A 14,140-nucleotide genomic window follows, 5' to 3' on the forward strand; every position below is an offset into this window, starting at 1 on the left:
CAGTTGTCGATGGGCCGAACCGCGACCTACCGTTACCGCTCGTTGCGCAGAGTCACCCAACGTCGGGACGACCGCGCAGCGTGAGGAGATGAGGAGACCCCATGCGTGTTCGTAGGCTCGCGGCCTGGGCCGCGCTCCCGCTCGCGGTGACGCTCGGCCTGACGGCCTGCGGCTCGGGCGGCGGCAGCGGCGGTGCCGGCAACCCCGACGCGGCCGTGCGGATCGAGATCGCCGAGCCGCAGCACCTGGTGCCCACAAACACCAACGAGACGAGCGGCTCCCAGGTCCTGTCGGCCCTGTTCAGCCCGCTCGTCGACTACGACGAGGCGAACAAGCCGCACGAGGTGGCGGCGGACTCGGTGACGACGTCGGACAACAAGGTCTGGACGATCAAGCTGAAGCCCGGCTACACGTTCCACAACGGCGAGAAGGTCACCGCCGACAACTACATCGACGCCTGGAACTACGGCGCGTACGCCCCGAACGGCCAGAACTCCAGCTACTTCTTCGAGAAGGTGGCCGGCTACGACGACCTCCAGGGCGAGACGCCGAAGGCGAAGACGCTCAGCGGCCTGCAGAAGGTCGACGACCTGACCTTCACCGTGACGCTCAACGAGCCGTACGTGGACTTCAAGTCGATGCTCGGCTACACCGCCTTCTACCCGCTGCCCGAGGCGGCCTTCTCCGCGCCGAGCGTACTGGCCGAGGGCTACGAGCAGGCCCCGATCGGTCAGGGCCCGTTCAAGATGAAGGGCAGCTGGCAGCACGACGCCAAGGTCGAGGTGGAGCGCTACGACGCCTTCCCGGGCCAGCAGCCCAAGGTCGCCGGTGTCGAGTTCCGCATCTACCAGCAGCCGACCGCCGCGTACGCGGACGTGCTGTCGGACAACCTCGACGTGATCAAGACGATCCCGACCGAGAACCTGTCCACCGCCGCGACCGACCTGGGCGACCGCTACCAGGAGAGCCCGGCCTCGTCGCTGCAGGTGCTGGCCTTCCCGACGTTCCAGGAGGAGTTCAGCAAGCCCGAGGTGCGCAAGGCCATCTCGATGGCGATCGACCGGGACGAGATCACCAAGTCGATCTTCAAGGACTCGCAGCGGCCGGCCCGCTCGTTCGTCTCGCCGGTGGTCGCCGGCTACCGGGAGAACACCATCGGCACCGCGGGCGCGTTCGACCCGGTCAAGGCCAAGGCCATGTACGAGGCCGCGGGCGGCCCGAAGAAGATCGAGCTGTCCTACAACGGCGACGGCGGCCACAAGGACTGGATCGACGCCACCTGTAACCAGCTCAAGGCCAACCTGGGCGTGGACTGCGTCGGCACCGCCGAGCCGAAGTTCGCGGACCTGCTGACCAAGGTCAAGAAGAAGCAGCCGGTCGGCCTGTTCCGGATGGGCTGGGTCATGGACTACCCGTCCATGGAGAACTACCTCGGCCCGCTGTACAGCAGCACCGGCTCGTCGAACTACTACGGCTACAGCAACCCGGAGTTCGACAAGCTGCTCGCCGAGGGCGCCCGCGCGGCGACCGAGGACGAGGCGATCAAGAAGTACCAGGCGGCTGAGGACCTGCTCGCGCAGGACATGCCGGTGATCCCGCTGCGGTACGGGCAGAACAACTTCGGCCACTCGACCAAGGTCAAGAACGTCCACGTGGACCTCTTCGACCGGGTGGACCTGCTGAAGATCGAACTCGCCTGACACCCTGCTGACGGGCCGGGCCACCCCCACCGGGTGGCCCGGCCTTGGCATTGGCCCGCATTTGCGCCGTTTTCGGCAGACTTGCCAGCATGCTCCGCTTCATCCTGCGGCGACTCCTGCAGATGGTCCTCGCCTTCTTCGGGACCACTCTGATCGTCTACGCGCTGATGTTCGCCGGGCAGGGCGACCCGATCCAGGCCCTCGCCGGGGAGCGGCCGGTGACCCCCGCGCAGCGGGCCTACCTGACCGAGAAGTACCACCTGGACGCGACAGGGGTCGGCGGCTTCTTCTACCGCTACTTCAACTACCTCGGCGGTCTGGTCCAGGGTGACCTCGGGCAGTCGCTGACCGGGCGGCAGATCAGCGACATCCTCGCCGCCGCCTGGCCGGTCACCCTCAAGCTGGCGGTGATCGCGATGGCGGTCACGGTGATCTTCGGAGTCACCGCCGGCGTGATCGCGGCCATCCGCCGCTCCGGCGTGTTCGACCACGCCACGCTCGTGCTCACGCTGCTGGTGCTCGGCATACCCACCATCGTGCTCGCGCCGCTGGCGCAGTACTTCCTCGGCGTACGCTGGCCGATCTTCCCGCCCACCGCCGGAGCGCAACCCTCCTTCTACGCGCTGCTGCTGCCCGGCATCGTGCTCGGCTCGCTGTCCCTGGCCACCGCGCTGCGGCTGACCCGTACCTCGGTGACCGAGAACCTGCGCGCCGACTACGTCCGCACCGCCCGCTCGAAGGGCCTACGGCGACGCCGCATCGTCGGCGTACACGTGCTGCGCAACTCGCTCATCCCGGTGATCACCTTCCTCGGCGTCGAGCTGGGCAACCTGATGGGCGGCGCGATCATCACCGAGGGCGTGTTCAACGTGCCCGGCGTCGGCTTCAACCTGTTCCGCGGCATCCGCACCGAGGACGGCCCCCTGGTGGTCGGCATCGTCAGCGTGCTCGTCGTGGTCTACCTGCTCTCCAACCTGGTGGTGGACGTGCTCTACGCCGTCCTCGACCCGAGGATCCGCTATGAGTGACTTCGAGACGGTGGCGGCCACCGAGAACCAGGCGGCGCGGCGCGGCGTCTCCGGCGAACCGGGCACGCCCGGCCGGGCCGGGCGGCCGGACCGGGCCCGCAGCCTGGCCGGGGACGCGTGGCGGGACCTGCGCCGCAACCCGGTCTTCTGGATCAGCCTGCTCCTGGTGGTGCTCGTCGCCGCGATGGCGGTGGCCCCCGGGCTGTTCGCCGCGAACGACCCGCGCGACTGCGTGCTCTCCCGCCAGCACGCCGGGCCGTCCGGCGGGGCCATCTTCGGGTACGACTTCCAGGGCTGCGACACGTTCGCCCGCGCGGTCTACGGCGCCCGCGCCTCACTGCTGGTGGGGGCGCTCTCCGCGCTGATCACCGGCGTGATCGCGCTCGTCGTCGGGATGCTCGCCGGCTACTTCGGCGGCTGGGTCGACGCGGTGCTCTCCCGGGTGATCGACATCGTGCTCGGCATCCCGCTGCTGCTCGCCGCGATCGTGCTGCTCAAGCGGGTCAGCACCAGCGGCGACACGGTACGGCTGTTCGCGGTGATCTTCGTGCTGGCGCTGCTCGGGTGGACCACAGCGGCCCGGGTGGTCCGCTCCTCGGTGATCACCGCCCGGGAGCAGGACTACGTGGCCGCAGCCCGGATGCTGGGGGCCGGCAACGGTCGGATCATGTGGCGGCACATCCTGCCGAACGCGCTCGCCCCGGCCATCGTGGTGCTCACCATCGCGCTCGGCTCGTTCATCGCGGCCGAGGCGACGCTGAGCTTCCTCGGCATCGGCCTGAAGGCGCCGACCATCTCCTGGGGCATCGACATCGACGCCGGGCGGGTGCACATGCGCGAGTCGGCGACGCCGCTGATCGTACCGTCGGCCTTCCTCGCCCTGACCGTGCTCGCCTTCATCATGCTCGGCGACGCGATCCGCGACGCCTTCGACCCGAAGCTGCGGTGACAACCCATGACCCAGTCGTCGGCCCGGCCCACGCCGGCCTCGCCCACCCCGCCGGGCGGGCACCTGCTGGAGGTACGGGACCTGCACGTCGAGTTCCGCACCCGCGAGGGCGTGGCCCGGGTCATCAACGGGGTGACGTACCACCTGGACGCCGGGGAGACGCTCGCGGTGCTCGGCGAGTCCGGCTCCGGCAAGTCCGTCACCGCCCAGGCGATCATGGGCATCCTGGACACCCCGCCCGCGTACGTGCGCGGCGGGCAGATCCTCTACCAGGGGCGGGACCTGCTGACCCGGCCAGAGGAGGAACGCCGTCAGATCCGGGGCACCGAGATCGCGATGATCTTCCAGGACGCGCTGTCGGCGTTGAACCCGGTCTTCCCGGTCGGCTGGCAGATCGGCGAGTCGCTGCGCGAACGGGCCGGGATGTCCCGGGCCGACGCGCGCAGGCGCACGATCGAGCTGATGGACCTGGTCCGGATCCCGGCCGCGGCGAAGCGGCTCGGCGACTACCCGCACCAGTTCTCCGGCGGCATGCGCCAGCGGGTCATGATCGCCATGGCGCTGGCTCTCGACCCGAAGGTGCTGATCGCCGACGAGCCGACCACCGCGCTGGACGTGACGGTGCAGGCGCAGATCATGGACCTCCTGGCCGACCTGCGCCGCGACCTCGGCACGGCGCTCATCCTGATCACCCACGACCTGGGCGTGGTCGCCGGTGTCGCGGACCGGATCGCGGTCATGTACGCGGGCCGCATCGTCGAGCACGCCGACGTGCACGCGCTGTACCGGGCGCCGGCCCACCCGTACACGAAGGGGTTGCTGGAGTCGATCCCGCGCCTGGACGTGCGCGGCCAGGAGCTGTCGAGCATCCGCGGCCTGCCGCCGAACCTGATGGCGATCCCCTCCGGCTGCCCGTTCCACCCCCGGTGCCCGTACGTCCAGCAGGTCTGTGTGGACGAGGTGCCGCACGACCTGGTGCTCGGCGACGGGCGGACCAGCGCGTGCCACTTCGCGCAGGAGGTGCACGATGACAGCGCCGGCTGACGCCACGAAGGTGCGCGGCGAGACCATCCTCTCCGTCGACCACCTGGTCAAGCACTTCCCGATCAGCCAGGGCGTGCTGTTCAAGAAGACCATCGGCCATGTCAAGGCGGTCGACGGCGTCTCCTTCGAGCTGCGGCGCGGTGAGACGCTCGGCGTGGTCGGCGAGTCCGGCTGCGGCAAGTCCACGCTGGCCCGGCTGCTGATGCGCCTGGAGACGCCCACCGCCGGGCGGGTCACGCTGGAGGGCCGCGACCTGCTGCGGGCCGGCGGGGCGGACCTGCGCCGGCTGCGCCGCAACATGCAGATGGTGATGCAGGACCCGTACACCTCGCTCAACCCGCGGATGACTGTCGGCGACATCGTCGGCGAGCCGTTCGAGATCCACCCGGAGGTGGCGCCGAAGCGCAGCCGGCGGCAGCGGGTGCAGGAGCTGCTGGACGTGGTCGGGCTCAACCCGGAACACGTCAACCGGTACCCGCACCAGTTCTCCGGCGGCCAGCGGCAACGCATCGGCATCGCCCGGGCGCTCGCGCTGCGGCCCGAGATCATCGTCTGCGACGAGCCGGTGTCGGCGCTCGACGTCTCCATCCAGGCCCAGGTGATCAACCTGTTGGAGCAGCTCCAGGACGAGTTCGGGCTGTCGTACATCTTCATCGCCCACGACCTGTCGGTGGTGCGGCACATCTCCGACCGGGTCGCGGTGATGTACCTGGGCCGGATCGTCGAGATCGGCACCGAGGAGCAGATCTACCAGCGGGCCACCCACCCGTACACCCAGGCGCTGCTGTCGGCGGTCCCGGTGCCCGATCCGGAGGCCCGCGACCGGCAGACCATCATCCGGCTCAGCGGCGACGTGCCCAGCCCGGCCGACCCGCCGTCCGGCTGCCACTTCCGGACCCGCTGCTGGAAGGCCGAGGAGGTCTGCGCGGTCCAGGACCCGCAGACCGTGCCCCGGGCGGCGGACCCGCACCCCAGCGCCTGCCACTTCGCCGAGGTCCGCACCGACGTGTGAGCGTGACGAAGGCCCCGTCCCCCGGAGGAAGAGGGGGCGGGGCCTCCGCTGCGGCGGGTTGGGCGTGGACCCGGGGCGATCCCGGCGGCGTTGAGGCGCGCCGCCGTACGTGATCGGTGTCCCGCGACGGAACCGCCGGGTCGACGCGGCGGTCCGGTGCGGCTCGGGTGAGGTGTCCCGGCGTGCGGGTCCCGGGTCCGGCGTGGCTCAGGCGGCCGGCGGGGCGCGCGCGGCGAGCGGGTCCCGGGTCCGGCGTGGGTGAGGCGGCCGGGGGGGCGCGCGCGGCGAGCGGGCCGCGGGGCGGCAGCGGCACGACCGGCGGCCGGGGCGCGGGCACGACTGGTTCCGGCACGGCCGGAGCGGCCACGCGCGGGCGCGCGGCGGGGGCCAGGTCGTCCGGTCCGTCGGCGTAGCCGAGGCCGCCGCCGTGGTCGTGCCACGGCCCGGCGGCAAGCTCCGACCAGGAGATTCCGGGGTACGCGGTACGCAGCGCGACCGGGCTCGTTCCGGCGGCCGGCGCGGCGGCGAGCGTTCCGGCGGCCGGCGCGGCGGCGAGCGTTCCGGCAGGTGGCGCGGCGGCGGGCGTATCGGCGGGCGGCGCGGCGGCGAGCGCGGCAACGATCGGGGCGGGGGCCGGTGCGACGGCGGGCGCGGCGGCCGATCCCAGTCCGGCCAGGACGAAGGCCAGCGTGACGACGACGGCGGTCAACCGGTCGCGAACGCGCATGGCACACCTGCCGGTCTCACGGGCGGCGGAGACGGTCGATCGTCGCCGCGCACACGCTAGCAACCGGTTCCGGCGGCGGGCAACGGCCCGGCGTCCGGGTGCGTCCGTCGGGTGGACGACCGACGCACCCGGGCGATTACGGCCTGGTCAGTGGAAGAAGTGCCGCGTCCCGGTCAGGTACATGGTGACGCCGGCCGCCTTGCAGGCCGCGATGGTCTCCTCGTCCCGGATCGAGCCGCCCGGCTGGACGATCGCCCGTACCCCGGCGTCGATGAGGATCTGCGGGCCGTCGGCGAACGGGAAGAACGCGTCGGAGGCGCAGACCGAGCCGCGGGCCCGCTCGTCGCCGGCGCGGCTGACCGCCAGCCGCGCCGAGTCCACCCGGTTGACCTGACCCATGCCGACGCCGACGGTGGCGCCGTCGCGGGCCAGCAGGATCGCGTTGCTCTTGACCGCGCGGACCGCCCGCCAGGCGAACGCCAGGTCGCGCAGCGTCGCGGAGTCGGCCGGGTCGCCGGTGGCCAGCGTCCAGCCGGACGGGTCGTCGCCGGGCGCGTCGACGGCGTCCCGCGACTGCACCAGCACGCCGCCGCTGACCTGCCGCCACTCGGCGGGCCGCACGGCGAACTCGGGCGCCCGCAGCAGGCGGAGGTTCTTCTTGGCCCGCAGCAGCTCCAGCGCGTCCTCGTCGAAGCCGGGCGCCACCAGAACCTCGGTGAAGATCTCCGCGACCTGGCCGGCCATCGCCGCGTCGACCGGCCGGTTCACCGCGATCACCCCGCCGAACGCGGAGACCGGATCGCAGGCGTGCGCCTTGCGGTGCGCCTCGGCCACGTCCGCGCCGACCGCGATGCCGCACGGGTTGGCGTGCTTGATGATCGCCACCGCCGGCTGGTCCGGGAAGTCGTTGGCGGCCCGCCAGGCGGCGTCCGCGTCGACGTAGTTGTTGTAGGACATCTCCTTGCCGTGCAGCTGCTCGGCCTGGGCCAGCCCGGCCGGCGCGCCCGGATCGGTGTAGAGCGCCGCCGCCTGGTGCGGGTTCTCGCCGTACCGCAGCACGGCCTGGCGGCGCAGCGCCAGCCCGGCGAACTGCGGCCAGCCGTCCTCGGCCGGCGCCACGGTGGTGGCGAACCAGTCGGCCACCGCCACGTCGTAGTCGGCGATGTCGGCGAAGGCCCGGGCGGCGAGCGCCCGGCGCTGGGCGATCGTGAAACCGCCGTCGGCGAGCGCGGCCACCACCGCCGGGTACGCGGCCGGGTCGGTCACCACCGCGACCGAGGCGTGGTTCTTCGCCGCGGCCCGCACCATCGCCGGGCCGCCGATGTCGATCTGCTCGACACACTCTTCGGTGTCGGCGCCGGAGGCGACGGTGGCCTGGAACGGGTAGAGGTTGGAGACCAGCAGGTCGATGCCGGCGATGCCGTGCTCGTCGAGCTGGGCGGCGTGCGCGTCCTTGCGCAGGTCGGCGAGGAGACCACCGTGGATCTTCGGGTGCAGCGTCTTGACCCGCCCGTCGAGGATCTCCGGGAAGCCGGTGACCTGCTCGACCGGCGTGACCGGCACCCCGGCGCCGGAGATCGTCGACGCGGTGCTCCCGGTCGACACGATCTCCACGCCGGCCCCGTGCAGGGCGCGGGCCAGCTCGGCCAGGCCGGTCTTGTCGTAGACGCTGACCAGCGCGCGCCGGATCGGGCGGCGGCCGGCGTCCTCAGTGGCGTTCACGGGATGGTGACCTTTCTTCCGGTGATCGTCCAGCCTTCACGGACCAGGCGGCCGACCTGCTCGACGAGCTGGCGCCGCTCGGCGGACTTGATGCGCTCGGTGAGCGTGTCCTCGTCGTCGCCGTCGAGCACCGGCACGGCGACCTGGGCCACGATCGGCCCGGTGTCCATCCCGGCGTCGACGAAGAACAGCGTGGCCCCGGTGACCTTCACGCCGTACGCCAGCGCGTCACGGGGGCCGTGGATGCCGGGGAACGCCGGCAGCAGCGTGTTGTGCGTGTTGAGGTAGCGGTCGCCGAACGCGGCCAGGAACTCCGGCCCGACCAGCTTGAGGAACCCGGCGCTGATGACCAGGTCCGGCCGGTGCTCGGCGACCCGCGCGGTGAGCGCCTTGTCCCAGTCGGCGCGGGTGGGGTGGTCCTTGAGCCGCTCGACGAAGGACGGCACGCCGGCAGCGGCGGCCCGGTCCAGGCCGGCGATCCCGTCCCGGTCGGCGCCGACGGCGACGACCCGGGCGCCGAAGCCGGGGTCGGCGGTGGCGTCCAGCAGCGCCTGGAGGTTGCTGCCGGAACCGGAGACGAGGACGACGAGGCGGGCGACGGACGCGGGCTCGGTCACGCGGCAACCCTATCGGGCAGGTCAGGCGGCCCGGCCTCGGGGCGGCGGCTCAACGGTTGACCTCTCGGGTGGCGTGCTCGCGGTACGCTGCCGGTCGCCCGGTGTCCGGCCTCGCGCCCGGCCCGCACCCCCACGAAGAATCCGGCACGCCGCGTGCCGTCGGACCGAGGAGTACGTCGCATGCAGCCCGGATACCCCCCGCAGCAGCCGCAGCAGATCGACAACAACATGACGATGTCCATCGTCGCGATCTTCCTGTTCTGGCCGCTCGCGATCCCGGCCATCATCAACGCGTCGAAGGTCAACCCGCTGATCCAGCAGGGCGACTACGCCGGCGCCCAGGCTGCCGCCGCCGAGTCCAAGAAGTGGTCCAAGTGGGCCCTCATCGCCGGCCTGGCCTGGATCGCCATCATCGTGGTGGGATGTTGCCTCCTCGGCGGCCTGGCTGGTATCGCCGGCAACAGCGGCAGCAACTGACGCACAACCGAACCGAACCTGAGGAGCACCCAGACATGCAGCCCGGTTACCCCGGCCAGGACCCGTACGGCCAGCAGCCGAACCAGGACCCGACCGCTCAGCCGAACGACCCGTACGCCCAGCCGCCGCAGGCCCCGCAGTACGGCCAGCAGCCGACGTCGGGCCAGCCGTACGGCCAGCCCACCTCGGGTCAGCCCGCCTACGGCCAGGACCCGTACGCGCAGCAGCAGCAGCCGTACGGTGCCGCGCCGCAGTACCCGACCGCCGGCTACCCGGCCGGCCCGGCGCAGGGTCAGGGCCAGAACAACACCATGGGCCTGGCCGGCATGATCGTCGGCATCGCCTCGATCGTGCTCGGCCTGTGCTGCCCGCTGCTGGGTGTCCCGGCCGGCATCGTGGCGGTCGTCCTCGGCGTGCTCGGCCAGAAGAAGGTCCAGGCGGGCGAGGCCAGCAACGCCGGCCAGGCGCGGGCCGCCCTGATCTGCGGCGCCGTCGGCGTGGTCGTCGGCATCGTCAGCGCCATCGCGGGCGCTGCGATCAACATGAACAACTTCGGCGCCTGACCGTCGTTCGAACGAGGGGCGTCCGGCGACCGCCGGGCGCCCCTCGCGCGTCTCTCTCCCCGCGCGGCACCGGACGGATCAGCGGGGCGCCGGGGTGGCGCGGGGCGGGGGTGCCGGACGCGCCGGGCGGGTCAGGGTGCGGGTGGCGGCCGCGCCGAGTACCGCGCCCACCGCGATCACCAGGGTGGCCACCACCGCCACCGGCCAGGGCGACGGGCCGACCTCGGCCAGCCGCCCGCCGCCGAGCGGCCCGCCGGAGACCGCCGCGACCAGCCCCAGCAGCACGCCGGCCACCGGTCCGGCGAGCGCGGCCGGCCCGAGCAGCGCCGGCCAGGCCACATCGGCCCGTTCCTCGGCGGCCGCCCGGATCAGCCGCCGGGCCAGGAGCCAGCCGGCCGCCATCGCGGCCAGCACCGGCACCGCGAGCAGCGCGGCGCCGAGCCCGTCCATCGGGCCGCGGGGCAGGCCGGCCAGCAACGGTACGGCCGGCAGCGCGCCGACCGACACCTCACTCGTGCGGACGGCGGTGTCGGTGCCGACGGCGAACCCGGGACCGAGCAGGTAGCTGGCCGACCAGGCGATGGCGTTCGGCGCGTACGCGAGGCTGACCAGGGTGATGCCGGCCTGACCGGCCACCCCGGTCCGGTAGGCGCCGATCATGTCGGCCGCGTCGCCGCCGCCGGTGGCCACCGCCAGTCCGGCCGCCCCCGCGCCCGCGCCGAGCAGCAGCAGCGCCGCGACCAGGCCGGTACGCAGGCCGTCGCGCAGCGGCGGTGGGCAGCGCGCGGTCAGCAGCACCCAGACGCCTGTGGTGCGCAGCGCCCCGACCAGGGCGGCCGGCACGCCGAACGCGGCGAACGTGAGCGCGGCGGTGACCGGGGAGACCCGCAGCCCGCCCGCGTCGACGGCGAACGCGGCGAGCGCGCCGAGCAGCGCGTACGCGATCCCGACGGCGGCCGCGACGGTGAGCGCCTGGCGGGGCGAGCCGGCCCCGCGCGCGCCGACGGCCCGGCTGACGTGCACGCCGGCGCGGGTGAGCCGCCAGACGGCGAGCGCGCTCAGCGCGAGCGGGATCAGGCCCAGCGGCCCGGCTGTGGTCTGCAGCGGCACGCCGTGCCCGAGCAGCCAGCCGGCCAGGCCGGCGCGCAGCGCGCCACCGAGCGAGCCGGCGTCCTCGCTGAGCTGGGCCAGGCCCAGCACGACGGAGACCGGCAGCCACGAGGTCAGCGCGGCCCAGAGCGCCGCCACCCCGGCCGCGACGGGCAACGGCGCCCGGCTGCGCGGCTCCTCGCCCGAGCGCGGCGCGGGCACCCGCGCGGCCGGGCGGGCGCGGCCGGGTGGCCGTTCCCCGGCGCGGGGACCGGAAGCCGGACGGCGTGGCTGGTCAGGGGTGACACGTGACATCGGGTCTACTCTGGCACGCCGCGGGAAGGACGGCAGTCCGATACCGGGTCGGCAGCGCGGCGAGTTCGCCGAACCCCCGCCTCAGCGGTGGTGATCCGGTCTAGCCTCGGCCTCAGACGCGACCATTCCCGTCGCGGCGCCTACCGTTCGGAGGAAGCCGTGCACGCTCCGTATCCGCCACCACCGCCGCCGCCGGCCGTCGGCCGGGACCGGACCACGCTCTGGGGCGTCCTCGGCATCGTCTTCGGCCTGTTCTGCTGCGGCATCCTGGGCATCGTCTTCGGCGCGCTGTCGATCCGCGACGCGCGGCGCAACGGCAAGTCGCAGCTGCTCGGCTGGCTGGCCATCGCGTTCGGTGTGATCAACATCGTCGCCAGCGCCATCGTGCGGGCCCGGGGCAACTCGTACTACCCGTACTGGTACCGCTGAACGCGAGGGGGCCGGCCGGTTCCCCGGTCGGCCCCTCGGCGCGTGGTGCGGCCGCTCAGCGGCCGGACATGAGCTCCCGCATCAGGTTGGCGGTCTCGGTCGGGGTCTTGCCGACCTTGACGCCCACCGCCTCCAGCGCCGCCTTCTTGGCGTCGGCGGTGCCCGCCGAGCCCGAGATGATCGCGCCGGCGTGACCCATGGTCTTGCCGGGCGGGGCGGTGAAGCCGGCGATGTAGCCGACCACCGGCTTGGTGACGTTGGCCTTGATGAACTCGGCCGCCCGCTCCTCGGCGTCGCCGCCGATCTCACCGATCATGACGATCGCGTCGGTCTCCGGGTCCGCCTCGAAGGCGGCCAGGGCGTCGATGTGGGTGGTGCCGATGATCGGGTCACCGCCGATGCCGACGCAGGTGGAGAAGCCGATGTCGCGCAGCTCGTACATCATCTGGTAGGTCAGCGTGCCGCTCTTGCTGACCAGGCCGATGCGGCCGGAGCCGGTGATGTCGGCCGGGATGATGCCGGCGTTGGACGCGCCCGGCGAGGCGATGCCCGGGCAGTTCGGGCCGATGATCCGGGTGCGCTCGCCCTTGGACTTGTTGTACGCCCAGAACGCGGCGGTGTCGTGCACCGGCACGCCCTCGGTGATCACCACGGCCAGGTCGATGCCGGCGTCGATCGCCTCGACCACGGCGGCCTTGGTGAACTGCGGCGGCACGAAGATGACTGTGACGTCCGCGCCGGTGGACTTCATCGCGTCCGCGACGGACGCGAAGACGGGCAGCTCGGTGCCGTCGAAGTCGACGGTGGTGCCGGCCTTGCGCGGGTTCACGCCGCCGACCACGTTGGTGCCGGCGGCGAGCATCCGCCGGGTGTGCTTGGAACCCTCGGAACCGGTCATCCCCTGCACGATGACCTTGGAGTCCTTGGTCAGCCAGATAGCCATTGTCAGACCCCCGCAGCTGCCAGCTCGGCGGCCCGCTCGGCCGCGCCGTCCATGGTGTCGACCCGCTGGATCAGCGGGTTGGCCGCGCCGTCGAGGATCGCCCGACCGGCCTCGGCGTTGTTGCCGTCGAGACGGACGACGAGCGGCTTGGTGGCCTTCTCGCCGCGCTGCTCCAGCAGCGCCAGCGCCTGCACGATGCCGTTGGCGACCGCGTCGCACGCGGTGATGCCGCCGAAGACGTTGACGAAGACGCTCTTGACCGACGGGTCGGACAGGACGATCTCCAGGCCGTTCGCCATCACCTCGGCGCTCGCGCCGCCGCCGATGTCGAGGAAGTTGGCCGGCTTGACGCCGCCGTGCCGCTCGCCCGCGTACGCGACCACGTCGAGCGTGGACATGACCAGGCCCGCGCCGTTGCCGATGATGCCGACCTCGCCGTCGAGCTTGACGTAGTTGAGGTCCTTGGCCTTGGCGGCCTGCTCCAGCGGGTCCACCGACGCCTGGTCGACCAGGGCCTCGTGGTCCGGGTGCCGGAACGCGGCGTTCTCGTCCAGCGTGACCTTGGCGTCCAGGAGCAGCAGCTTGCCGTCCTTGGTGGTGGCCAGCGGGTTCACCTCGACGAGCGTGGCGTCCTCGGCGACGAACGCCTGCCACAGCTTCACCGCGACGTCGACGACCTGGTCGGCGACCTCGGCCGGGAATCCGGCCGCGGTGACGATCTCCCGGGCCTTCGCCTCGTCGACGCCGGTGTTGGCGTCGATCGGAGCCTTGACGACCTTCTCGGGCGTCTCGGCGGCGACCTGCTCGATGTCCATGCCGCCGGCCACGCTGGCGATGCAGAGGAAGGTGCGGTTCGCCCGGTCGAGCAGGTAAGAGAAGTAGTACTCCTCGGCCACGTCCGCGGTCACGGTGATCATGACCTTGTGGACGGTGTGACCCTTGATGTCCATGCCGAGGATGTCGGTGGCCCGGGCCACCGTCTCCTCCGCGCCCTCGGCCAGCTTCACGCCGCCGGCCTTGCCGCGGCCACCGACCTTCACCTGCGCCTTGACGACCACCCGACCGCCGAGGCGTTCGGCGATCGCGCGGGCCTCCTCCGGGGTAGTGGCGACGCCGCCGGCGAGCACGGGCAAGCCGTGCCGCTCGAACAGGTCCCGCCCCTGGTACTCGTACAGGTCCACGTTTGCGCGTCCCGTCCCGTCTCCGCGGCGCGCCGTCGCGCCGCCACCAGCGTTGGAAAATCAGTTTGACGCCTGTCATCAGAAGAGACAGGCCATTTGCCGCAGCCTAACGAGATGGGAACCGGCGGCAACCGAGCGGGTGCGGGGTGTGCGGTAATGCACAGCCCTCTTCGGCCGGCACCGGTTTCCGGCGGCGCCGGCACGCGGCGGCGGCCGCGGTTGTCAGCCGTCCGGGGGATGTGCCGGACCGGGCGTAACCGCCGGTCGGGGGCGTCGTTGAGTGTGATGTCGGAGCGCTGGTCAAGCGCGACGACGGGAGCGGCCGATGCCCTGTCGGTCGAGGG

13 protein-coding genes are annotated in these 14,140 nt (G+C 72.6%); 8 read left to right on the forward strand and 5 right to left on the reverse strand.

Annotated elements, in window-relative coordinates; all coding sequences use genetic code 11:
* Nucleotides 1–101 precede the first annotated feature (101 nt).
* From KBX43_RS06440 to KBX43_RS06460, 5 genes are all read left to right on the forward strand, one after another.
* The gene (locus tag KBX43_RS06440) at nucleotides 102–1,700 is read left to right on the forward strand and encodes an ABC transporter substrate-binding protein (protein ID WP_210883744.1); all 1,599 of its coding nucleotides are present in this window, start codon (nucleotides 102–104) and stop codon (nucleotides 1,698–1,700) included.
* A gap of 89 nt (nucleotides 1,701–1,789) precedes the next feature.
* On the forward strand, nucleotides 1,790–2,728 hold the full coding sequence (locus tag KBX43_RS06445; protein WP_043328367.1) for an ABC transporter permease: 939 nt from the start codon (nucleotides 1,790–1,792) through the stop codon (nucleotides 2,726–2,728).
* Nucleotides 2,721–3,677: an ABC transporter permease gene (locus KBX43_RS06450; protein ID WP_030501500.1), complete on the forward strand. Its 957-nt coding sequence runs from the start codon at nucleotides 2,721–2,723 to the stop codon at nucleotides 3,675–3,677. The genes KBX43_RS06445 and KBX43_RS06450 overlap by 8 nt, the downstream gene beginning before the upstream one ends.
* A gap of 6 nt (nucleotides 3,678–3,683) precedes the next feature.
* Nucleotides 3,684–4,721 (forward strand): ABC transporter ATP-binding protein, encoded by a 1,038-nt coding sequence (locus tag KBX43_RS06455; RefSeq protein WP_064446559.1) that lies wholly within the window; start codon nucleotides 3,684–3,686, stop codon nucleotides 4,719–4,721.
* The gene (locus tag KBX43_RS06460) at nucleotides 4,705–5,733 is read left to right on the forward strand and encodes an ABC transporter ATP-binding protein (RefSeq protein WP_187694173.1); all 1,029 of its coding nucleotides are present in this window, start codon (nucleotides 4,705–4,707) and stop codon (nucleotides 5,731–5,733) included. Before KBX43_RS06455 ends, KBX43_RS06460 begins: the two co-directional genes overlap by 17 nt.
* 874 nt (nucleotides 5,734–6,607) lie before the next feature.
* Here the strand turns inward: KBX43_RS06460 and purH are convergent.
* Together purH and purN are read right to left on the reverse strand one after the other, a co-directional pair.
* On the reverse strand, nucleotides 6,608–8,182 hold the full coding sequence (purH, locus tag KBX43_RS06465) for a bifunctional phosphoribosylaminoimidazolecarboxamide formyltransferase/IMP cyclohydrolase (RefSeq protein ID WP_043328363.1): 1,575 nt from the start codon (nucleotides 8,180–8,182) through the stop codon (nucleotides 6,608–6,610).
* Nucleotides 8,179–8,799 (reverse strand): phosphoribosylglycinamide formyltransferase, encoded by a 621-nt coding sequence (gene purN / locus KBX43_RS06470; protein WP_064446563.1) that lies wholly within the window; start codon nucleotides 8,797–8,799, stop codon nucleotides 8,179–8,181. Before purN ends, purH begins: the two co-directional genes overlap by 4 nt.
* Before the next feature lie 180 nt (nucleotides 8,800–8,979).
* On the opposite strand from purN, the gene KBX43_RS06475 reads away from it, so the two are divergent.
* Together KBX43_RS06475 and KBX43_RS06480 are read left to right on the forward strand one after the other, a co-directional pair.
* Nucleotides 8,980–9,276 (forward strand): CD225/dispanin family protein, encoded by a 297-nt coding sequence (locus tag KBX43_RS06475; RefSeq protein WP_043328361.1) that lies wholly within the window; start codon nucleotides 8,980–8,982, stop codon nucleotides 9,274–9,276.
* Nucleotides 9,277–9,311: 35 nt separating this feature from the next.
* Nucleotides 9,312–9,839, forward strand: coding sequence for a DUF4190 domain-containing protein (locus KBX43_RS06480; RefSeq protein WP_210883746.1), 528 nt, complete (start codon nucleotides 9,312–9,314; stop codon nucleotides 9,837–9,839).
* A 78-nt stretch (nucleotides 9,840–9,917) separates the two neighbouring features.
* On the opposite strand, the gene KBX43_RS06485 is transcribed toward KBX43_RS06480, so the two are convergent.
* Nucleotides 9,918–11,243, reverse strand: a complete 1,326-nt coding sequence (locus KBX43_RS06485) for a DUF6350 family protein (RefSeq protein WP_210883748.1) — start codon at nucleotides 11,241–11,243, stop codon at nucleotides 9,918–9,920.
* A 159-nt stretch (nucleotides 11,244–11,402) separates the two neighbouring features.
* On the opposite strand from KBX43_RS06485, the gene KBX43_RS06490 reads away from it, so the two are divergent.
* On the forward strand, nucleotides 11,403–11,672 hold the full coding sequence (locus tag KBX43_RS06490; protein WP_043328358.1) for a hypothetical protein: 270 nt from the start codon (nucleotides 11,403–11,405) through the stop codon (nucleotides 11,670–11,672).
* A 55-nt stretch (nucleotides 11,673–11,727) separates the two neighbouring features.
* On the opposite strand, the gene sucD is transcribed toward KBX43_RS06490, so the two are convergent.
* On the reverse strand, nucleotides 11,728–12,615 hold the full coding sequence (sucD, locus tag KBX43_RS06495; protein WP_030501510.1) for a succinate--CoA ligase subunit alpha: 888 nt from the start codon (nucleotides 12,613–12,615) through the stop codon (nucleotides 11,728–11,730).
* Between the two features lie 2 nt (nucleotides 12,616–12,617).
* Nucleotides 12,618–13,796 carry an ADP-forming succinate--CoA ligase subunit beta gene (gene sucC, locus KBX43_RS06500; protein ID WP_043328357.1) on the reverse strand — a complete coding sequence of 393 codons (1,179 nt, stop codon included), beginning with the start codon at nucleotides 13,794–13,796 and terminating at the stop codon, nucleotides 12,618–12,620.
* Between the last annotated feature and the right edge of the window lie 344 nt (nucleotides 13,797–14,140).

Origin of the sequence: Micromonospora sp. C41 (genome assembly GCF_018070485.1) — a bacterium.
In the GTDB taxonomy this organism is placed as follows: Bacteria; Actinomycetota; Actinomycetes; order Mycobacteriales; family Micromonosporaceae; genus Micromonospora; species Micromonospora chalcea.